Raw genomic sequence first — 20,345 nt, 5'->3', positions numbered from 1 at the left:
TTATTCCAGTGGCATCACTGTGACGCGGACGTCCGGGTCGTGATTGCCACCGCCCAGAATCACCCCACGCAATGGCGACACATCGGAAAAGTCCCGCCCCCAGGCCAAGGTGATGTGTTCCAGCGCCGGTTGCACGTTGTTGGTCGGATCGAAATCGACCCAACCCAGCACCGGGCAATACACCGACACCCAGGCATGGGATGCATCGGCACCAATCAGTCGCGGCTGACCCGGTGGCGGCTGCGTCAGCAGATAACCGCTGATGTACCGCGCCGCCAATCCACGGGAACGCACGCAAGCGAGCATTAAATGGGCGAAGTCTTGGCAGACCCCACGCCGACGTTCCAGCACTTCCACCAGTGGCGTCGCTACCTGTGTCGCCTCGGCGTCGAAAGTGAACTCGCTAAAGATTTTCTCCATCAAGGCTTGCACGCCGAGCAGCAAGGGGCGACCCGGTGGAAAGCAGCTTTCGGAGAACTCGACGAAATTGCGCTTCAGGTGCACATAGGGGGATTCGAACCGGTAACGGCAAGCTTCGAGTAGGTCGGCGGACAATGGCTGACCGCTGTAAGTCAGTGCATTACGGGTCTCTTCCCACGCCGGCGACAGAGTGAAATCCAGCGCAGGCCGGGCCAGCACTTCAATCGTGAGGCTGGCATTGACCAGCAATTCTTCGTGAGGCCGCTCGAACGCCAACCGGGTCAACGGATTGCCGAACACATCGAGTTCATCCCGGCGCGATGTCGGCTCCGGACTGATCTGCAATTGCTGCTCGCTGCAACGTTGCCACGTGCAGGCCCGCGGCCACAGGTGCGCCAGCTGCTGTGCCAGGGACACCGGGCTGTCGTAGTGATAATGGGTGTCGTGGAAAATCTGGTAATGGGCGCTCATCAGACGGACACCGTGCGCTGGCTGACATCGTCGACATGGGCGAAATGGCGCAACGCCAGGCGATCCGACACTTGTCCGCTGGCATCGGCGATCTCTTGCAACAGACCGGCCAGCCCCTCGACGGCGGCGCGCATGCTGGCTGCACCGAACAACGGGTTTTCCAGACAGCCCAGATCGAAACGTGCCAGGCGCTCCACCAACTGCGGCAGGCCCGCTTCGCGTGGCGCGCCAAAATCGTCGTTCAGACGCTTGAGGGTGCGGGTCACCAGTTTCAGCTGGAACAGCACCGCATGCGGGTTCTGCTCGTCGAGCAGCAACAAATCGAGCACCGGAATCAATTGCGCCACCGCCAAATAGCGCGAGCGGTAGGTGATGCTGCTGTTGCCCAGTTCCAGCAACCATTCCAGCCCGGCCTGATCGAAGGTACCGTCGCCACGCAGGAACGCCGCCAGACTGCCGCTGAGAAATTGCAGGCGTTCAATCCGTCGGCCAATCATCAGGAAGCGCCAGCCTTCATCACGGGTCATGTCGTCCAGGGCAAAACCGGACAGCGCCGCCAGGGACATCACCAGACGGTTGAGGAAATCCAGCAACTCGCCGAAGTCCGGCTCTTCGGTTTCCAGTTCAATCGCTTCGCGCTGCAGTTCCACCAGCGCCTGCCAGTTTTCCCGCGAGAGCTTGCCGCGCACCTGCGAAGCCGCCCACTGCAAGCGTTGCAGGTTGGAACGCAGGCTAAACGGCCAGTCATCGCCGAGAATCGCGGCCAGCAAGCGCTCCGGCAGCTCGCCGTCATCGGGCAGCAGCATGAGCCGTTCGCCAAGATCGACGGCTGCGTCCAGGGCTTGTGGGTCATCGCCATCGACATAGCGCGCCAGCATGATCCGCAGCAACCGCGCACTGTCATCGCAGCGTTCGCAGTAACGGCCAAACCAGAACAGATTTTCCACCACCCGCGATGGCAAATAAGGGTCACGCCGCACCAGATCATGCACACCGATGGTGCGCTGGGTTCTCCACTGCTCGCCGCTCGGTGGACGGTCGCCCAGTACCCACGTGTCCTTGCTCGCCCCGCCACGCTGCATCGACACCACTTCAGCGTCCGCCTCGGCGGCTACGCGGGTCAAACCGCCGGGCAACACTCGATAACCCTCGCGACTGGCCACCGCATACACGCGCATGCCGATGGCCCGGGGTTGCAGTTGACCGTCTTCAGCCTGCCAGATCGGTGCCTGGGATAACTGCGCCAGTTCTTGCGCGACATACGCGTACGGCCGCGCCTGCATGCGCTCGGCAAGAGTCTCGCGCTGCTTTTCACTCAAGTCGCGGCCAAACACCGGCGCAAAGCTTTGCGACGGAAATGCCGGCTTGATCAACAATTCCGGGAGCTTTTCCAGCGCTTGCGCCAACACGGGCGCTTCACCGCACCACCAGGTGGCGATGGACGGCAGGATCAGTTCTTCTCCGAACAGGAATTGATTGATCCGGGGCAGAAAACCCAACAGTCCCGGTGACTCCAGCACGCCGCTGCCAAGGGCGTTGGCCACCAGCACCCGGCCTTGACGCACGGCTTCAAGCAGGCCCGGCACACCAAGCGCTGAATCGGTGCGCAGTTCCAGCGGGTCACAGAAGTCATCGTCGAGCCGGCGCATGATCGCGTGAACTCGGCGCAGGCCGCTCAGGGTTTTCAGGTAGACCGTGGCATCGCGCACCGTCAGGTCGCCGCCCTCCACCAACGGATAACCGAGCTGACGCGCCAGGTACAAGTGTTCGAAATAGCTTTCGTTGAAGCGCCCAGGCGTCAACAACACCACCAGCGGCGCTTCATTGTCGCTCGGCGCCTGGCGGGCCAGGGTTTCCTGAAGCGTGCGGAAGAACCCGGCCAGATGCTGCACTTTCAAGTCACGGTACAACTCGGGAAAGGCACGGGAAACGATGGTGCGGTTTTCCAGTGCGTAACCGGCACCGGACGGCGCTTGGGTGCGGTCCGCCGTTACCCACCAGCGACCATCCGGGGTACGCGCCAAGTCCACGGCATATAGATGCAGAAAAGCCCCGTCAGGCGGGCTAATGCCCTGACAGGGCCAGAGGAAGTTGTTGTGACCGAACACCAGCTCAGCTGGCAGCAGGCCTTCGGCTATCAGGCGTTGCGGGCCGTACAGGTCGGCCAGCACGGCATTGAGCAACCGCGCCCGTTGGGCTATGCCGGCAGACAGCTGTTGCCACTCATCAGCCGCAATCACATGGGGCAACAAGTCCAGCTCCCACGGACGATCGGCGCCCTTGGGGTCGGCGTAAACGTTATAGGTGACGCCGTTTTCCTGAATCTGCCGGGTCAGCAGTGCCTGACGCTGCACCAGTTGCGCTGGCGTGCTGCGCTGCAATTGGTCGAACAGCCGACGCCAGTGCGGCCGAACGGCGCCGCTGTCGTCGAGCAGTTCGTGATAAGTGCCCGCCGTCAGCGGGTAGCGGTCTAGCAGGTCAGGCATGGAAAACTCGGCAGACAGCAATGAACGGTCAGACTAACGCAGGCTCATGACGCCCGGATATACGAAAAATCCGAGCGTCGTGTACGGTTTAGAAACGTCGTAAATCGAGAGTCATCGGCAGCTCGTCGTTCACTTCCAGAATTGGTATAGGAAGTTTCCCCGGCGTGTGTCCGATTCGGAAGAAACGCGCCATTCGCCGACTCTCGGCCTCATTGGCGTTCACCGGCAAGCTGTCATAGTTGCGCCCGCCCGGATGGGCCACGTGGTACTGGCAGCCACCCAGCGAACGCCCCATCCAGGTGTCGAGCAGGTCGAACACCAACGGCGCATGCACCGGGATGGTCGGTTGCAGGCAGTTGGCCGGTTGCCACGCACGGAACCGTACCCCAGCGACAAACTCGCCGACCCGCCCGGTGGGTTGCAACGGCACGGGGACGCCGTTGCAGGTCAGCAAATAACGCTGAGGTGGCAAGCCGCTGAGTTTGACCTGCAATCGCTCCAGGGACGAATCCACGTAACGCACCGTGCCACCGACCGCACCCTCTTCGCCCAATACATGCCAAGGTTCGAGTGCCTGGCGCAATTCCAGCGCTATGCCACTGACGGCGTAATCGCCGACCTTGGGGAAACGGAACTCCAGATGCGCCGCAAACCACTCGGCCCGCACCGGGTAACCGGCAGCGTTGAGGTCGACGATGACGTCGGCGAAATCCTGCTCGATAAAGTGCGGTAACAGGAACCGGTCATGCAGCTCCGTGCCCCAGCGCGCCAGTTTCGGCGGCGCGTAGGGCTCACGCCAGAACCTTGCGACCAGCGCCCGCAACAACAACTGTTGGGCCAGGCTCATGCGCGCATGGGGCGGCATTTCAAAGGCGCGCAACTCCAGTAAACCAAGCCGCCCTGTCGCACCGTCCGGCGAGTAAAGCTTGTCGATGCAGAACTCGGCGCGGTGGGTATTACCGGTGACATCGATCAGCAAGTTGCGCAGCAAGCGGTCGACCAGCCACGGCGCGCACTCCTCGCCCGGTTCAGGTATCTGCGCAAAGGCGATTTCCAGTTCATACAAGGCATCGTTACGCGCTTCATCAACCCGTGGCGCCTGCGATGTCGGACCGATGAATAATCCGGAAAACAGGTACGACAAGGACGGATGGTTATGCCAGTAACTGATCAGGCTGCGCAGCAGATCGGGACGACGCAGAAACGGTGAGTCAGCCGGTGTCGCGCCACCCAGTACGAAATGGTTACCGCCGCCGGTACCTGTGTGCCGGCCATCGATCAGAAATTTCTCGGTGGTGAGTCGGGTCTGGCGCGCTTCTTCGTAAAGAAACTCCGTGCGCTCGACCAATTCATCCCACGTCGCTGAAGGCTGCACGTTGACTTCAATAACACCCGGATCAGGGGTGATGCGGAAATTGCTCAAGCGCGGATCGCTCGGCGGCTCGTAACCTTCCAGCAATACCGGGCAATGTAGCTCTTCAGCGGTGGCTTCGATGGCGGCGACCAGTTCGAGGTAATCCTCAACCCGCTCCAGCGGCGGCATGAACAGGTACAACCGGCCTTCCCGCGCCTCGGCACAAAACGCGGTGCGGGTTAGCCAATCGGCGGACTCGTCGATTTTCGGTGCGCGCTCTTCAATAACGGCAGCCGCGCCCTGGCTCTGGAGCTGCGCCGTGTCCGGCAATGCAGGGAATTCCTGGTTCGGGTCCTGCGGATGAATGAACGGGTATTCCGCTGCTTTCACCCAGGGCTGCGATCCGAGGGGCAAGCGATAACCCAGCGGCGAATCCCCAGGCACCAAGCGGCAGTGCTCGTCGCGCAAATACCAGCGCCCGCTCTGCCACTGATCGCCCTTGGCGGTGCGCGCCAGAGGCAGCACCTGGCCGACCACTTTGTTCAGTCCCTGACTGAAAACTTTGCGCAACCGCGCTCGCTCCAGTGGTTCCTCGAGACGTGAGTCTTCGGCGCTGACGTTCTGCGGCAATGTGCCTTCGCGCCAGAGGTAATAGAAGTTGTCTTCGTAAGCCGGAAACACAAACCGTGTCGGAATTTTCAGGCGTTCGGCGACACTCGCCAAAAAGCGCCCGGCCAGCTCGCCAGTAGCGCCATAGTCTTCCTGCTCGTCGGCGATCAGCGCGGCGTTTTGCCAGATCGGCACACCGTCACGACGCCAATAGCAATTGAGCGACCAGCGCGGCAGTTGCTCGCCTGGGTACCATTTGCCCTGACCGAAGTGCACCAGGCCATTGGGCGCGTAGTGGTTGCGCATGCGCTGGAACAGCTCGGCGGACAGGCGACGTTTGTCTGGCCCCAGTGCGGCGGTGTTCCATTCGGCACCGTCCGGGTCATCGATAGACACGAATGTCGGCTCACCGCCCATGGTCAGGCGGACATCGCCTTCCAGCAGGTCAGCATCAATTTGCCGACCCAGTGTCTGAATCGCCAGCCACTGATCTTCGGTGTAGGGCTTTGTAACCCGAGGTGCTTCCCAAATCCGTTCTACGGACATTTCGTGGCTGAATTCGCACTCGCACGGTTCCACCAAGCCACTGATCGGCGCCGCAGAGGACGGATCGGGACTACACGCCAACGGAATGTGTCCTTCACCAGCGAACAGCCCTGAGGTCGCATCCAGGCCGATCCAGCCAGCACCGGGCAAATACACCTCGCACCAAGCGTGCAGGTCGGTGAAATCGACGTCGGTGCCCGAGGGGCCGTCGAGGCTTTTCACATCAGCGGTTAACTGGATCAGGTAGCCGGAGACAAAACGTGCGGCCAGTCCGAGGTTGCGCAGCAGTTGCACCAGCAGCCAGGCGGAATCGCGGCAGGAACCGGACGCATGCTCAAGGGTGTGTTCGGGCGTTTGCACACCTGGCTCCATGCGGATCAGGTAAGCAATGTCTTCGCTCAGGCGCTGATTGAGCGCGACCAGGAAATCCACAGCGGGTAGCGGTGTGCGGTCGATGCCGTCCAGGTACGCCTTAAACGCCGGCGTCAGCGGCAAGGTTTCCAGGTACGGCGCCAACTCCTTGCGCTCGTCGGCGGCATAGGTGAAAGGGATTTTTTCCGCGTACGGCTCAAGGAAGAAGTCGAAGGGATTGAAGACCGCCATTTCTGCCAGCAGATCGACTTCGATCCGCAGTTCATCGGTTTTTTCCGGGAACACCAACCGCGCCAGGTAGTTGCCCTGCGGGTCCTGTTGCCAGTTGATGAAATGCTGCTCGGGCGAGACCTTCAGCGCATAGGACAGAATCCGTGTGCGACTGTGGGCGGCCGGGCGCAGGCGAACGATCTGCGGACCGAGCTCGATGGCGCGGTCATAGCGGTAATGCGTGACATGGTGCAATGCGACATGAATCGACACGGCGTGCCTCCTGCGAGCCCTAAGCGTATTCGAAAGCGCGCAAGACTTATGCCACTCAGCCGTGCAGGCGCTTTCTCCGGTTACTTGAGGCAGTACAGCACCAAAATCGGGCGATGCGGGAAATTGGTTTGTCGCCGTTGCACGTAGATGTAGCGAAGATCAAAAGATCGCAGCCTTCGGCAGCTCCTACATTGGGTTGGCGTACACCTGCCTCAAACACTCCTACACCCATCCATGTAGGAGCTGCCGAAGGCTGCGATCTTTTGATCTTAAAACGCAAAACGCCAACCCGAAGGTTGGCGTTTTGTTCAGAGCAAACGTCGCTTAACGCGGCACTACAGGCTTGCGCGCTGGCTTAGGCCCCTTGCCTTTCGCCGCATCCTTGCGTTCCTTGGCCGCCTGCTGGTTACGGGCGAATGCCGCAGCCTTGGCCTGTTCACGCTTGTCCCACGAGTTGCCGCCATCGCTGGCGCGCGGTGGCAGGCCAGTGTGCTGGGTCAGGATCTTGGTGGTCTTTTCCCCCGCAACCTTGTGGCTGCCGGCCGGCGTCGAGTTCTTGCGACGGGCACTCTGGTAGCTGTCGGTGGACGGCTGGTGCAACGGGATCAGCTGGTTCTTGCCCGGCCCGATCAAGTCGGCACGGCCCATGCGGGTCAACGCTTCACGCAGCATCGGCCAACCTTTCGGGTCGTGATAACGCAAGAACGCCTTATGCAGGCGACGCTGCTCTTCGCTCTTGACGATGGTCACGGCATCGCTCTTGTAAGTCACCTTACGCAGCGGGTTCTTGCCCGAGTGGTACATCGCGGTGGCAGTGGCCATCGGCGACGGGTAGAACGCCTGCACCTGATCGGCACGGAAACCGTTGCCCTTGAGCCACAGGGCCAGGTTCATCATGTCTTCGTCGGTGGTGCCAGGGTGGGCGGCGATGAAGTAAGGAATCAGGTACTGCTCTTTCCCGGCTTCCTTGGAATACTTCTCGAACATGCGCTTGAACTTGTCATAGCTGCCAATGCCCGGTTTCATCATCTGGTTGAGCGGACCTTCCTCGGTGTGTTCCGGGGCGATCTTCAGGTAACCACCCACGTGGTGGGTCACCAGCTCTTTAACGTATTCCGGCGACTCGACCGCGAGGTCGTAGCGCAGGCCGGACGCGATCAGGATCTTCTTCACACCCGGCAAGGCACGAGCGCTGCGATACAGCTGAATCAATGACGAGTGGTCGGTGTTCAGGTTCGGGCAGATGCCTGGGAACACGCACGATGGCTTACGGCACGCGGACTCGATTTCCGGCGTTTTGCAGGCGATGCGGTACATGTTCGCGGTCGGGCCGCCGAGGTCGGAAATCACGCCGGTAAAACCCGGGACCTTGTCGCGAATCTCTTCGATTTCGCGAATGATCGACTCTTCGGAACGGTTCTGGATGATCCGTCCTTCGTGCTCGGTGATCGAGCAGAAGGTGCAGCCGCCGAAGCAGCCACGCATGATGTTCACCGAGAAACGGATCATGTCGTAGGCCGGGATTTTCTCCTTGCCGTACGCCGGGTGCGGAATGCGCGCATAGGGCATGCCGAACACGTAGTCCATTTCTTCGGTGGTCATCGGAATCGGCGGCGGGTTGAACCAGACATCGACTTCGCCGTGTTTCTGGACCAGAGCGCGGGCGTTGCCCGGGTTGGTTTCCAGGTGCAACACGCGGTTGGCGTGGGCATACAGGACCGCGTCGCCACGAACTTTCTCAACAGACGGCAGACGAATTACCGTTTTGTCGCGGGTCATCTTCGGGCTGGCCAGGATCTGCACGACCTTGGCTTCCTGCGGATCTTCAACCGGCCCCTTTTCCTGCTCGATGGCGCAGGCCTGGGTGTCCTGGGTGTTCACGTACGGGTTGATGATTTTGTCGATCTTGCCCGGACGATCGATGCGCGTGGAGTCGACTTCGTACCAGTCTTTCGGCGTGTCGCGACGGATGAATGCGGTGCCGCGCACATCGGTGATGTCTTCGATTTTGTGGCCGTAGGACAGACGCTGGGCGACTTCGACAATTGCACGCTCGGCGTTGCCGTAGAGCAGGATGTCGGCGCAGGCGTCGATCAGAATCGAGTTACGCACCCGGTCCTGCCAGTAATCGTAGTGAGCGATACGGCGCAGGGAAGCTTCGATGCCGCCGAGCACGATCGGCACGTTTTTGTAGGCTTCCTTGCAGCGCTGGCTGTAGACCAGGCTCGCACGGTCCGGACGTTTACCCGCCAGGCCACCCGGGGTGTAGGCGTCGTCGGAACGGATTTTCTTGTCCGCGGTGTAGCGGTTGATCATCGAGTCCATGTTGCCGGCCGCGACACCGAAGAACAGGTTCGGCTCGCCGAGCTTCATGAAGTCGTCTTTGGACTGCCAGTTTGGCTGGGCAATGATCCCGACGCGGAAGCCCTGGGACTCCAGCAGCCGGCCGATAATTGCCATGCCGAACGACGGATGATCGACGTAAGCATCACCGGTGACGATGATGATGTCGCAGGAATCCCAGCCAAGCTGATCCATCTCCTCCCTGCTCATTGGCAGGAATGGCGCTGGCCCGAAACATTCGGCCCAGTACTTGGGATAGTCAAATAACGGCTTGGCTGCTTGCATCATGTCGATAACCGGTGTTGGCTTTCATTGAATTTCGCGGGCGCGGAATATAGCACAAATTTTGACCAATTCCGACGGCTGTGGTCGGAAATTAGCGGAGCCCCATTCGCGGGCAAGCCTCGCTCCTACGGATTACCTAGACCTGTAGGAGCGAGGCTTGCCCGTGAAGGGGCCGGGTCAGGCGATGAAAATCTTACTCATCATCATCGAAGTTGTAGCTACCCGGCGCCAGGTTCTCGAACCGCGTGTACTTACCGATGAATGCCAGGCGGACAAAGCCGATCGGGCCGTTCCGCTGCTTGCCGATGATGATCTCGGCAATGCCTTTGTGCTCTGTTTCCGGGTGATACACCTCGTCGCGATAGACGAACATGATCACGTCGGCATCCTGCTCGATCGCTCCGGATTCCCGCAAGTCGGAGTTGATCGGGCGCTTGTTCGGCCGCTGCTCCAGGGAACGGTTGAGCTGGGACAACGCCACCACCGGGCAGTTGAATTCCTTGGCCAGAGCCTTCAACGATCGGGAAATTTCGGAAATCTCGTTTGTCCGGTTGTCGCCGCCGGAGCCAGGAATCTGCATCAATTGCAGGTAGTCGATCATGATCAGGCCGACCTCACCATGCTCCCGTACCAGGCGCCGCGTCCGGGCACGCATTTCCGACGGACTGATGCCGGCGGTATCGTCGATGAACAGCTTGCGGTCATTGAGCAGGTTGACCGCCGAGGTCAGGCGCGGCCAATCGTCGTCTTCCAGCTGTCCGGAACGGACCTTGGTCTGATCGATGCGCCCCAGGGACGACAACATACGCATGATCAGCGATTCGCCTGGCATCTCCAGCGAGTAAACCAGAACGGCTTTCTCGCTGCGCAACACGGCGTTTTCCACCAGGTTCATCGCGAAGGTGGTTTTACCCATGGATGGACGGCCGGCGACGATGATCAGGTCGGACGGCTGCAGGCCGCTGGTCTTCTCGTCGAGGTCGGTGTAGCCGGTGGACAGGCCGGTGATGGCGTTGTCGGTATTGAACAGGGTGTCGATGCGATCGATGGCCTTGGTCAACAGATCGTTGACGCTCACCGGGCCGCCGGTTTTTGGCCGGGCCTCGGCGATCTGGAAGATCTGCCGTTCAGCTTCGTCGAGGATTTCCTCGGCGGTGCGACCTTCGGGATTGAACGCGCTGTCGGCAATCTCGCTGGCAATGCCGATCAGCTGGCGCAGCGTCGCCCGTGCGCGAACGATCTGCGCATAGGCCTTGATGTTGGCGACGGATGGCGTGTTTTTCGCCAGCTCGCCGAGGTAACCGAGGCCGCCAACCTGCGAAGTCTGACCTTCCTTGTCCAGTTGCTCGGACAGGGTCACGACGTCGATCGGCATGTTCTGATCGGCCAGTTTGGCGATCGCACGGAAAATCAGACGGTGGTCATGTCGATAGAAATCGCCGTCGGAGACTTGATCGAGCACGCGCTCCCAGGCGTTGTTGTCCAGCATCAGACCACCGAGTACAGCCTGTTCGGCTTCGATGGAATGCGGCGGCACCTTCAGCGCGGCGGTTTGCAGATCGTATTGCTCAGGAGCGGAAATTTCGTTCATGGCCACTTGGAATGAGATGTTTCAGAAAGACAAAGGGCACGACCTGTAAACAGGATCGTGCCCGATGTTACCGGCAAGCACCCGAGGGTGCCAGCCGACAAGTGTTGCTTAAGCTGCTACCACAACAACGCGTACGGTGGCTTCAACTTCGGCGTGCAGGTGCACGGCTACGTCGAATTCACCTACGTTGCGGATGGTGCCGTTCGGCAGACGAACTTCGCTCTTCTGCACTTCAACGCCGGAGGCGGTCAGTGCATCAGCGATGTCGTGAGTACCGATCGAACCGAACAGCTTGCCTTCGTCACCAGCGGTGGCAGTGATAGTCACTTCCAGCTCAGCCAGTTGGGCGGCACGGCTTTCAGCCGATGTTTTACGGTCTGCTGCAGCTTTTTCCAGCTCAGCGCGACGCTCTTCGAACGCAGCCAGGTTGGCTGGGGTCGCAGCGGTAGCTTTGCCGTAAGGCAGCAGGTAGTTACGACCGTAACCAGCCTTAACGTTCACTTTGTCACCCAGGTTGCCCAGGTTGGTGACTTTTTCCAGAAGGATCAGTTGCATGTGAAAATCCTCTTAACTTTTAACCTTCACCGTTCGCGTTATCGGCGTCTTTCGACGCCAGACGACCGCGAAAATCAATCAGGCTGTCGACGATGGCCAGGACCACCAGCAACGGATAGATCAGCTGCATGAACAGCAACAGCGTGACGTACAACCCCACTAGCCAAAATTTGGCCAGTCGCTTTCTCGCCACCAACCCATGAATCAGGGCCAGCCCGGCGAAAACCAGCGGTACGCTGCACAACGGCACAAGCATGGACATCTGGGCACCGAAATTCGGTGTCACAACCATGCCGGCCAGCAGCAACATCGCGGGCCCCAGCGGGATTCGGACGGCGCGAAACTCGCGACCGAAACCACCGGGGTTGTACAACAACGCCTGCCAGTAGCGCCCGACAAGCAGGCTCAGCACACTGACGATTTGCAACAACGCCGCAATCAGGCCGGTCAGGATAGGGGCAATCAGGGACGCGAAACGCGCTTGCTCATCTACCGACATCTTCTGGTAGACCTCACCGAGTAGCGACGGCATGACTTTTATCAAAGCCTGCGCCAGCATCTCGATCTGAGGACCAAAAGCCGTCCCCAGCACCACTGAAAACACCACTCCCATCGCTATGCTGACCAGCAGCACGCGGTTCCAGGACTCGCTTGCGCGCAAAACCAACGCAAGGCTCGCAGACCCCAGCAGCACCAGAAGTGCCCGTGGGTCGTCGGAGTAAAGCCACCAGATCAACGCCGGCAGCAGTCCCAGAGCAAGAACGCCAAGGGCGTCCTTCAATCCGCGCCGCAGGAGCACAAGGCATCCGGCGGCAGCACCCAACCAATACAACAACGGCAATGCCGCGCATCCAGCCACTACGAGAGTGGCCTGCATACGGCCCCGCATGATGAACTCAGCTAAGGCACGCATACATTCAATCCTTTGCTACGTGTCGACTGCCCGGTCTCAGCGGCCGTGGCTGTCGGTGTAGGCCAGCAGGGCCAGGAAGCGGGCGCGCTTGATAGCGGTGGCCAGCTGACGCTGATAACGAGCTTTGGTACCGGTGATGCGGCTTGGAACAATTTTGCCGGTCTCGGATACGTAGGCTTTCAGAGTGTTGAGATCTTTGTAATCGATCTCTTTCACGTCTTCAGCGGTGAAGCGGCAGAATTTACGACGACGGAAGAAACGTGCCATTTGATAGGCTCCTTAAAAGGTCCGTGGATTACTCGTCAGCGTTATCGCTGTTGTCGCTGTCATCACTATCAGCGCTTTCAGCGCCTTCGTGCTCAGGACGGTCGCGACGCTCACGGCGCTCACTGCGGTTTTCTTCAGCCTTGAGCATCTCGGATTGGCCGGTAACGGCTTCTTCGCGACGGATGACCAGGTTACGGATCACTGCATCGTTGTAGCGGAAGTTGTCTTCCAGCTCGGCCAGGGCCTTGCCAGTGCACTCAACGTTCAGCATCACGTAGTGAGCCTTGTGAACATTGTTGATTGCGTAGGCCAGTTGACGACGGCCCCAATCTTCCAGACGGTGGATTTTGCCGCCGTCTTCTTCGATCAGCTTGGTGTAACGCTCAACCATGCCGCCGACTTGCTCGCTTTGATCCGGGTGGACCAAAAAGATGATTTCGTAATGACGCATGAATGCTCCTTACGGGTTGTAGCCTGCCGCTCAAAAGCGGTCAGACAAGGAGTGAATGACACTAATGGACTTGCGTGGGTAAGGCACATGCGTGCCTGCCGTCACAGCAAGGGGCGCAATTGTAGAGAAGGGACAGAAGAGGCGCAAGGCAATTGGTGATTATTTGAACAATCACCGATTTCAAATCTGAATGCCCGCCGGACTGCTCGACTGTAGGAGCTGTCGAGTGAAACGAGGCTGCGATCTTTTGACTTTAAAAACAAGATCAAAAGATCGCAGCCTTCGGCAGCTCCTACAGGTTATGTATTCGTCAGGACTTTTTGGCGGCAGCTTTGACGCTACGCTGACGCTGCGCCTCGAACAGGCAAACGCCCGTTGCAACGGAAACGTTGAGGCTGCTGACGCTACCGGTCATTGGCAGATGCACCAGGTAATCGCAAAGATCGCGAGTCAGGCGACGCATGCCGCTGCCTTCGGCGCCCATGATCAGGATGGTCGGGCCGGTCATGTCTTGCTGATACAAGCTCTGCTCGGCTTCGCCTGCTGTGCCGACAACCCACAACCCGCGCTGCTTGAGCTTCTCCAGCGTGCGCGCCAGGTTGGTCACGGCAACCAACGGAATCACTTCCGCCGCGCCGCAAGCCACTTTACGGACCGTCGGCGTCAGCGTGGCTGACTTGTCCTTTGGAACGATCACCGCCAGCGCGCCGGCAGCATCGGCCGAACGCAGGCAAGCACCGAGGTTGTGCGGATCGGTCACGCCGTCGAGCACCAGCAATAACGGCGCGCCGTCTGTGCGGTCGAGCAACTCGTCGAGCATCGCCTCACCCCAGACCTGACTCGGACTGACGTCCGCGACCACGCCCTGGTGCACGCCTTCAACCCACGCATCCAGCTCGCGACGCTCGGCATTACCGACCGGCACGCGATTTTCGTTGGCCAGCCCGATCAGCGTCTGCACCCGCGGATCACTGCGACCTTCGGCCAGCCAAATCTGCTTGACGCGTTTCGGGTGATGACGCAGCAACGCTTCGACAGCATGCACGCCGTAGATTTTTTCCAACTGACTCATGGCTTGGCCTTAGGTTTACGCGCCCCACCGCTTTTGGCGGCTGGAGCAGAACCCGCTTTTGGCGGGCCTTTACGATGTTTGCTCGGTTTGGCTGGTTTGCCGCCGGGAGCCTTTTCAGGCGCCGACCGTCCGGTCTTTCCCGCAGACGCCGCTTTACCGCCGCTTTTCGCACCGGCAAGTAACGCCTGCTTCATTTCACGGCTCTTTCGCACTTCGGCATTTTTTGCCGCCGCATCGCTCGGACGATAGGCCTCGACAGCTTTTTCCTTGGCAGGACGACGACCGGTTTTCGCCGGCGCAGGCTCTGCTTCAGTTTTTGCGGCAGGCGCTTTGGCGTCAGTGCCACGCTTCTTGCGACCGATCGGTGCGCTGATGGTTTTTTCAGCCATCTCGAAGTCGATTTTGCGCTCGTCGAGGTCGACGCGCATGACCCGCACTTCAACGGTGTCGCCAAGGCGGAAGCTGCGACCAGTACGTTCACCGGCCAGGCGGTGATGCACAGGATCGAAGTGGTAGTAATCGCCCGGCAGCGCGGTGACATGCACCAGGCCTTCGACATAGATGTCAGTCAGTTCAACAAACAGACCAAAACCGGTTACCGCAGTGATCACACCCGGGAACGACTCGCCCACGCGATCCTTCATGAACTCGCACTTGAGCCAGTTCACTACGTCGCGGGTCGCTTCGTCGGCACGGCGCTCACTCATCGAGCACTGCTCGCCGAGTTGCTCCAGGGCCGCCTCGTCGTACGGATAGATGCGTGCTTTCGGAATGGTCATCGCACCCGCACGACGAACGTGCGGGGTGTCCTGTTTCGAATGGATGACGCTGCGAATCGCCCGGTGAGTGAGCAAGTCCGGGTAACGACGAATCGGCGAGGTGAAGTGGGTGTACGCCTCGTAATTCAGACCGAAGTGGCCCTGGTTATCGGCGCTGTACACCGCCTGACTCAACGAACGCAGCATCACGGTCTGGATCAGGTGGAAATCCGGACGATCCTTGATACTGGCCAGCAGTGCCTGGTAATCCTTCGGCGACGGGCCATCCTTGCCTTTGTGCAGGGACAGGCCGAGCTCACCGAGGAAGGCGCGCAGTTTTTCCAGACGCTCCGGCGGCGGACCATCGTGGACGCGATACAACGCAGGAATTTCGTGCTTTTTCAGGAATTCGGCAGTGGCCACGTTGGCCGCCAGCATGCATTCCTCGATCAGCTTGTGGGCATCGTTGCGCACGGTCGGCCGAATTTCGGCGATCTTGCGCTCGGAGCCGAAGATGATCCGGGTTTCCTGGGTTTCGAAATCGATTGCGCCACGCACGTGACGGGCGGCCAGCAAAACCTTGTACAGCGAGTACAGCTGCTTGAGGTGCGGCACGACGTCGGTGTATTCACCACGCAGCTTGCGAGCCTCGGTGGCTTTCGGCGTTTCCAGCATGGCGCTGACTTTGTTGTAGGTCAGACGGGCATGGGAGTGGATCACCGCTTCATAGAAGCAGTAGTCGGTCATTTCGCCGGACTTGGAGATGGTCATCTCGCAAACCATGGCCAAACGATCGACTTGCGGGTTCAGCGAGCACAAGCCGTTGGACAGCTGCTCAGGCAGCATCGGGATTACACGCTCGGGGAAGTACACCGAGTTGCCGCGAACCTGGGCTTCGGTATCCAGTGCCGAACCGAGTTTCACATAGCTGGAAACGTCGGCAATCGCCACGTACAACTTCCAGCCGCCGGAGAACAAGCGCAGCTTGCCCGGACGGGCTTCGCAGTAGACCGCGTCATCGAAGTCGCGTGCATCTTCGCCGTCGATGGTGACGAACGGCAGATGGCGCAGGTCGATGCGCTTCTCTTTGTCTTTCTCTTCGACTTCCGGCTTGAGCTTGGCGGCTTCTTTCAATACCGCTTCAGGCCAGACATGAGGAATATCGTAGGTGCGCAGGGCGACATCGATTTCCATGCCCGGCGCCATGTAGTTACCCACGACTTCAACCACATCGCCTTGCGGCTGAAAACGTGGCGTCGGCCAGTGAGTGATCTTCACTTCGACGAACTGACCGATCTGCGCATTGGCGTTACGGCCCGGGGTCACCAGCACTTCCTGCTGGATCTTCGGATTATCGGCGACAACGAAACCGATACCGCCTTCTTCGAAGTAACGGCCGACGATGGTTTCGTGAGCACGCGACACCACTTCGACGATCATGCCTTCGCGGCGACCGCGACGGTCCAGACCGGAAACGCGGGCCAAGGCACGGTCACCATCGAACACCAGGCGCATTTGTGCCGGGCTCATGAACAGATCGTCACTTCCGTCGTCCGGCACCAGGAAGCCGAAGCCGTCACGGTGCCCGCTGATGCGACCCAGGATCAGGTCGAGCTTGTCCACCGGCGCATACGTGCCGCGACGGGTATAGATGAGTTGAGCATCGCGCTCCATGGCGCGCAGGCGGCGGCGCAGGGCTTCGATCTGGTCTTCTGTGGTCAGACCAAACTCTTCGACCAGTTGCTCGCGGTTAGCAGGCGAACCTCGATCAGCAAGGTGCTGAAGGATCAGTTCACGGCTAGGAATAGGGTTTTCATATTTTTCCGCTTCACGAGCGGCCTCGGGATCGAGGGACTGCCAATCGGCCATTAGAGAGTTTTCACCTTGTCTATATGCGGGTTAGTTTGGCATAGGCGTAATGAAACGGGAAATTTCAGGCTATCAAGGCCCTTCTAAAGCCCTTTATCGACACCGGAACGCTGGTTTTAAGACCGCTGGTGAAATTTCCCAGGTTTTTTCGATGACGGGGGTTTACAGTTAAAAAGACGCTCCGTATAGTGCGCGCCATCGACGACGGACAACGTTGCCGATACTGCCCAGATGGTGAAATTGGTAGACACGCCAGCTTCAGGTGCTGGTGACCGCAAGGTCGTGGAAGTTCGAGTCTTCTTCTGGGCACCAATTTCGAGCTTGAGATTAGTTCAATTTCAAGGCTCACACAAAAACCCGCGAAAGCGGGTTTTTGCGTTCTAAGCCGCTGATTTATTAAATTTAAATCAGGGGTTTACAGATCAAAATGCTCTGGTATAGTGCGCCACATCAACAGCGGCAACGCTGAAGATGAATGCCCAGATGGTGAAATTGGTAGACACGCCAGCTTCAGGTGCTGGTGACCGCAAGGTCGTGGAAGTTCGAGTCTTCTTCTGGGCACCAATTCAAATTCAAGGTCTCGACCTTGGATTTCACAGAAACCCGCGAAAGCGGGTTTTTGCGTTTCTGGCTCCCGAAAAATTCACGATCAAACTGTAGGAGCTGCCGAAGGCTGCGATCTTTTGATCTTGATTTTGGCGGAGCTGAAAGCGCTGAAGATCAAATGATCGCAGCCTTCGACAGCTCCTACATGAAGTCGTGCGCGCACCGCAAGGCGCATTTGAGAAACAATATCGTTTATCATTGTTGCACGTTTTTGCAATGCGACAGTGAGGAACCCTGCGAATGATGTTTCGAAATACCCTGCGCCGCGGCCTGACCATCACCCTGCTCGGCCTGGCACTTGCCACACCCGTGACCCGGGCCGCCGATGCGGTTTCCCTGACACTCTATAACGGTCAACACAAGGAAGTCGGCGACGCCATCGCCAAAGCGTTCGAAGCCAAGACCGGCATTCACGTCAATGTGCGCAAAGGCAGCAGCAACCAGCTCGCCAGCCAGGTCGTAGAAGAAGGCGATCGCTCCCCCGCCGACGTGATCTACACCGAAGAATCCCCCCCCTTGAACAAACTCGGCGAACAAGGACTGCTGGCCCAGACCGACGCCGCGACCCTCGCCGTATTACCCAAAGATTACGTCGCCGGCAATGGCACCTGGATCGGCATTACCGCTCGGGTTCGCGTCGTTGCGTTTAACCCGAAACTGGTCGATGAAAAAGACCTGCCCAAGTCAGTGATGGAGTTTTCTGATCCGAAATGGCAAGGCAAGGTCGGCTTCGTGCCCACCAGCGGTGCTTTCCAGGAACAAGCCGTCGCGATCATCAAGGTGCACGGCATGGAGGCTGCCGAAGAATGGCTGACCGGCCTGCGCGCATTCGGCAAGATTTACAGCAACAACATGGTCGCACTCAAAGCAGTAGAAAACGGCGAAGTGGCGACCGTGCTGGTGAACAACTACTACTGGTTTGCCCTGCAGCGCGAAAAAGGCCAGCTCGATTCGAAACTGCATTATTTCACCGGTGGCGACGTCGGCGGCCTGATCACCGTTTCCAGCGCAGCCGTACTGAAATCCAGCAAGCATCCGAAAGAAGCCCAGCAATTCCTCGCCTATATGGCCAGCGAAGAAGGGCAGCGCGTGATCACCCAGACCACTGCCGAATACCCGCTGCACAAAGGCATGGAATCGGATCGCGGTCTTAAGCCGTTCAGCGAACTGGAAGCGCCGAAGGTCACGCCAGCCGACCTCGGCAACGCCGAAGAAGCCCTGGACCTGGAACGTGACGTTGGCTTGAACTGATGAGCGCACCGCTTTCCGCCCCTACCGCGCGCAACGGCTACGTACCACGGCGCAAGCGGCCATCGATCTGGCTGTTGCTGCCGGTTTTACTGCTGGTGGTGCTCAGTCTGTTGCCGCTGGCGTACGTCGGACTAAAGGCTTGGCAGGCAGGCTGGGCAGAGGCGCTGCACTTGCTCTGGCGGCCGTATGTGTTCGGCCTGCTGCGAAACACGCTGGCGCTGATGGTCGGCGTTACGCTGGCCTGCGGCGTGATCGGCCTGTCGCTGGCGTGGCTGCTGGAGCGCAGCAATCTGCCCGGACGGCGTTTGTGGGGCGTGATTCTGTGCCTGCCATTCGCTGTTCCGGCGTTTGTCAGCAGCTTCACCTGGGTGTCGCTGAGCGCACATTTCGAAGGCTTGGGCGGGGCAATCCTGGTGATGACCCTGTCTAAATACCCGCTGATTTTTCTGCCGGTAGCGGCAACTCTGCGCAACCTCGATCCCTCGCTGGAAGAATCCGCAAGAACGCTTGGGCAGAACCGCTGGGGCGTGTTCGTCAAGATCACCCTTCCCCTGCTCTGGCCATCGCTGCTCGCCGGCTCTTTGTTGATCGCTTTGCACATGCTGGTGGAGTTCGGCGCTCTGTCGATCATCGGCTTGCAAACCTTCACCACGGCGATCTATCAACAGTTCGAACTGGAGTTCAGTAACGCCAACGCAGCAATGCTCTCGGCAGTATTGCTGGCGCTGTGCCTGATATTGCTGTGGCTGGAACTGCGGGTTCGCGGCAAGGGCCGACACGTACGTACCGGTCAGGGTGCGGCGCGGCAGGCGGAACAGGTTCGACTGGGGCCTTGGGCGGTCGCCGGGCAACTTTATTGCCTGCTGCTGGCGATTATCGGCAGCGGCGTTCCCCTGGGCATGCTGGCGTATTGGTTGGCCGTGGGCTCGTCGGCGGCATTTCCAGTAGCCGCGATCAGCGAAGCATTGCTTTCTTCCCTGGCGCTGTCTTTAGGTGGCGCAGCGCTGTGCCTGGTGCTGGCCGTGCCAGTGGGTTTGCTGGTGGTGCGCTATAAAGGCCAACTGGCGATCTGGGCGGAACGGCTGCCCTATCTGCTGCACGCACTGCCAGGCCTGGTGATTGCGCTGACGCTGGTGTACTTCGCCCTGCACTATGTGCCGGCGCTGTATCAGACTTCCGCGTTGCTGTTGATCGCTTATGCGCTACTGTTTCTGCCGCTGGCCCAGGCGCCGATTCGCACGGCGCTGAACAAGGCGGCACCGCAACTGGAAGAAGCTGCGCGCACGCTGGGTGCGTCATCGCTCACTGCGTTTTGCAGAATCACCCTGCCGATTATTTTCCCGGCATTGGGAGCCGCATTTGCACTGGTGTTTCTGGATGCGATGAAGGAGCTGACGGCGACCTTGCTGCTGAGCCCCACGGGACTCAACACGCTGGCAACAGAAGTGTGGGCGCATACCGCGAACGTGGAGTTTGCGGCGGCGGCGCCTTATGCCGCGCTGTTGATTCTGGTGTCGGGGCTGCCCGTTTACCTGTTAACAACACGGATGTATTTGAGCCGCTGAAAATGCAAAGGTTCGCAGCCTACGGTAGCTCCTACAGAGAAATATGCGCTTCCCTGAAGGTGCTGCCGCAGGCTGCGA

At 59.5% G+C, this 20,345-nt stretch carries 13 protein-coding genes and 2 tRNA genes; 4 read left to right on the top strand and 11 right to left on the bottom strand.

The features are described 5' to 3' along the window. From KUF73_RS24415 to rnr, 11 genes are all read right to left on the bottom strand, one after another. Positions 1-891 carry a transglutaminase family protein gene (locus KUF73_RS24415; protein WP_218440564.1) on the bottom strand — a complete coding sequence of 297 codons (891 nt, stop codon included), beginning with the start codon at positions 889-891 and terminating at the stop codon, positions 1-3. Then, the gene (locus KUF73_RS24410; protein WP_218440563.1) at positions 891-3,377 is read right to left on the bottom strand and encodes a circularly permuted type 2 ATP-grasp protein; all 2,487 of its coding nucleotides are present in this window, start codon (positions 3,375-3,377) and stop codon (positions 891-893) included. The genes KUF73_RS24415 and KUF73_RS24410 overlap by 1 nt, the downstream gene beginning before the upstream one ends. An 88-nt stretch (positions 3,378-3,465) precedes the next feature. Further along, a complete protein-coding gene (locus KUF73_RS24405; protein WP_218440562.1) occupies positions 3,466-6,741 on the bottom strand; it encodes a DUF2126 domain-containing protein in 3,276 nt (1,091 codons plus the stop codon). A gap of 324 nt (positions 6,742-7,065) precedes the next feature. Continuing rightward, positions 7,066-9,369: a YgiQ family radical SAM protein gene (locus KUF73_RS24400; RefSeq protein WP_218440683.1), complete on the bottom strand. Its 2,304-nt coding sequence runs from the start codon at positions 9,367-9,369 to the stop codon at positions 7,066-7,068. A 193-nt stretch (positions 9,370-9,562) separates the two neighbouring features. After that, the gene (gene dnaB / locus KUF73_RS24395; protein WP_218440561.1) at positions 9,563-10,960 is read right to left on the bottom strand and encodes a replicative DNA helicase; all 1,398 of its coding nucleotides are present in this window, start codon (positions 10,958-10,960) and stop codon (positions 9,563-9,565) included. 108 nt (positions 10,961-11,068) lie between these two features. Beyond that, a complete protein-coding gene (gene rplI, locus KUF73_RS24390; protein WP_046039839.1) occupies positions 11,069-11,515 on the bottom strand; it encodes a 50S ribosomal protein L9 in 447 nt (148 codons plus the stop codon). A gap of 19 nt (positions 11,516-11,534) precedes the next feature. Beyond that, positions 11,535-12,428 carry a hypothetical protein gene (locus KUF73_RS24385; protein WP_218440560.1) on the bottom strand — a complete coding sequence of 298 codons (894 nt, stop codon included), beginning with the start codon at positions 12,426-12,428 and terminating at the stop codon, positions 11,535-11,537. Positions 12,429-12,464: 36 nt separating this feature from the next. After that, positions 12,465-12,695, bottom strand: a complete 231-nt coding sequence (gene rpsR / locus KUF73_RS24380) for a 30S ribosomal protein S18 (protein WP_002551829.1) — start codon at positions 12,693-12,695, stop codon at positions 12,465-12,467. A gap of 28 nt (positions 12,696-12,723) precedes the next feature. Beyond that, positions 12,724-13,146: a 30S ribosomal protein S6 gene (rpsF, locus tag KUF73_RS24375; protein WP_003217491.1), complete on the bottom strand. Its 423-nt coding sequence runs from the start codon at positions 13,144-13,146 to the stop codon at positions 12,724-12,726. 310 nt (positions 13,147-13,456) lie between these two features. After that, positions 13,457-14,218, bottom strand: coding sequence for a 23S rRNA (guanosine(2251)-2'-O)-methyltransferase RlmB (gene rlmB / locus KUF73_RS24370; protein ID WP_218440559.1), 762 nt, complete (start codon positions 14,216-14,218; stop codon positions 13,457-13,459). Next, complete coding sequence (rnr, locus tag KUF73_RS24365; RefSeq protein ID WP_218440558.1) at positions 14,215-16,845, bottom strand: ribonuclease R; 2,631 nt, start codon at positions 16,843-16,845, stop codon at positions 14,215-14,217. Before rnr ends, rlmB begins: the two co-directional genes overlap by 4 nt. 225 nt (positions 16,846-17,070) lie before the next feature. Between rnr and KUF73_RS24360 the strand changes: the two genes are divergently transcribed. The 4 genes from KUF73_RS24360 (at position 17,071) to KUF73_RS24345 (ending at position 20,267) form a co-directional block, all read left to right on the top strand. Beyond that, positions 17,071-17,157 (top strand) — tRNA-Leu (locus KUF73_RS24360). Between the two features lie 165 nt (positions 17,158-17,322). Next, positions 17,323-17,409, top strand: a tRNA-Leu gene (locus KUF73_RS24355). A 282-nt stretch (positions 17,410-17,691) separates the two neighbouring features. Next, positions 17,692-18,702 carry an iron ABC transporter substrate-binding protein gene (locus KUF73_RS24350; RefSeq protein ID WP_218440557.1) on the top strand — a complete coding sequence of 337 codons (1,011 nt, stop codon included), beginning with the start codon at positions 17,692-17,694 and terminating at the stop codon, positions 18,700-18,702. Next, a complete protein-coding gene (locus KUF73_RS24345) occupies positions 18,702-20,267 on the top strand; it encodes an iron ABC transporter permease (protein WP_218440556.1) in 1,566 nt (521 codons plus the stop codon). The genes KUF73_RS24350 and KUF73_RS24345 overlap by 1 nt, the downstream gene beginning before the upstream one ends. The last annotated feature ends 78 nt before the right edge of the window (positions 20,268-20,345 follow it).

The sequence above is a fragment of the Pseudomonas sp. PD9R genome (genome assembly GCF_019200975.1).
Classification (GTDB): Bacteria; Pseudomonadota; Gammaproteobacteria; order Pseudomonadales; family Pseudomonadaceae; genus Aquipseudomonas.
This window is presented reverse-complemented; position numbering and strand designations above follow the sequence as displayed.

Bases quoted from the DNA above. Each gene is read 5' to 3' on its own strand.
- KUF73_RS24385 (WP_218440560.1), bottom strand. From the start codon at position 12,428: ATGCGTGCCTTAGCTGAGTTCATCATGCGGGGCCGTATGCAGGCCACT.
- rpsF (WP_003217491.1), bottom strand. From the start codon at position 13,146: ATGCGTCATTACGAAATCATCTTTTTGGTCCACCCGGATCAAAGCGAG.
- KUF73_RS24410 (WP_218440563.1), bottom strand. From the start codon at position 3,377: ATGCCTGACCTGCTAGACCGCTACCCGCTGACGGCGGGCACTTATCAC.
- KUF73_RS24415 (WP_218440564.1), bottom strand. From the start codon at position 891: ATGAGCGCCCATTACCAGATTTTCCACGACACCCATTATCACTACGAC.
- KUF73_RS24400 (WP_218440683.1), bottom strand. From the start codon at position 9,369: ATGCAAGCAGCCAAGCCGTTATTTGACTATCCCAAGTACTGGGCCGAA.
- dnaB (WP_218440561.1), bottom strand. From the start codon at position 10,960: ATGAACGAAATTTCCGCTCCTGAGCAATACGATCTGCAAACCGCCGCG.
- KUF73_RS24345 (WP_218440556.1), top strand. From the start codon at position 18,702: ATGAGCGCACCGCTTTCCGCCCCTACCGCGCGCAACGGCTACGTACCA.
- KUF73_RS24350 (WP_218440557.1), top strand. From the start codon at position 17,692: ATGATGTTTCGAAATACCCTGCGCCGCGGCCTGACCATCACCCTGCTC.
- rnr (WP_218440558.1), bottom strand. From the start codon at position 16,845: ATGGCCGATTGGCAGTCCCTCGATCCCGAGGCCGCTCGTGAAGCGGAA.
- rplI (WP_046039839.1), bottom strand. From the start codon at position 11,515: ATGCAACTGATCCTTCTGGAAAAAGTCACCAACCTGGGCAACCTGGGT.
- rlmB (WP_218440559.1), bottom strand. From the start codon at position 14,218: ATGAGTCAGTTGGAAAAAATCTACGGCGTGCATGCTGTCGAAGCGTTG.
- rpsR (WP_002551829.1), bottom strand. From the start codon at position 12,695: ATGGCACGTTTCTTCCGTCGTCGTAAATTCTGCCGCTTCACCGCTGAA.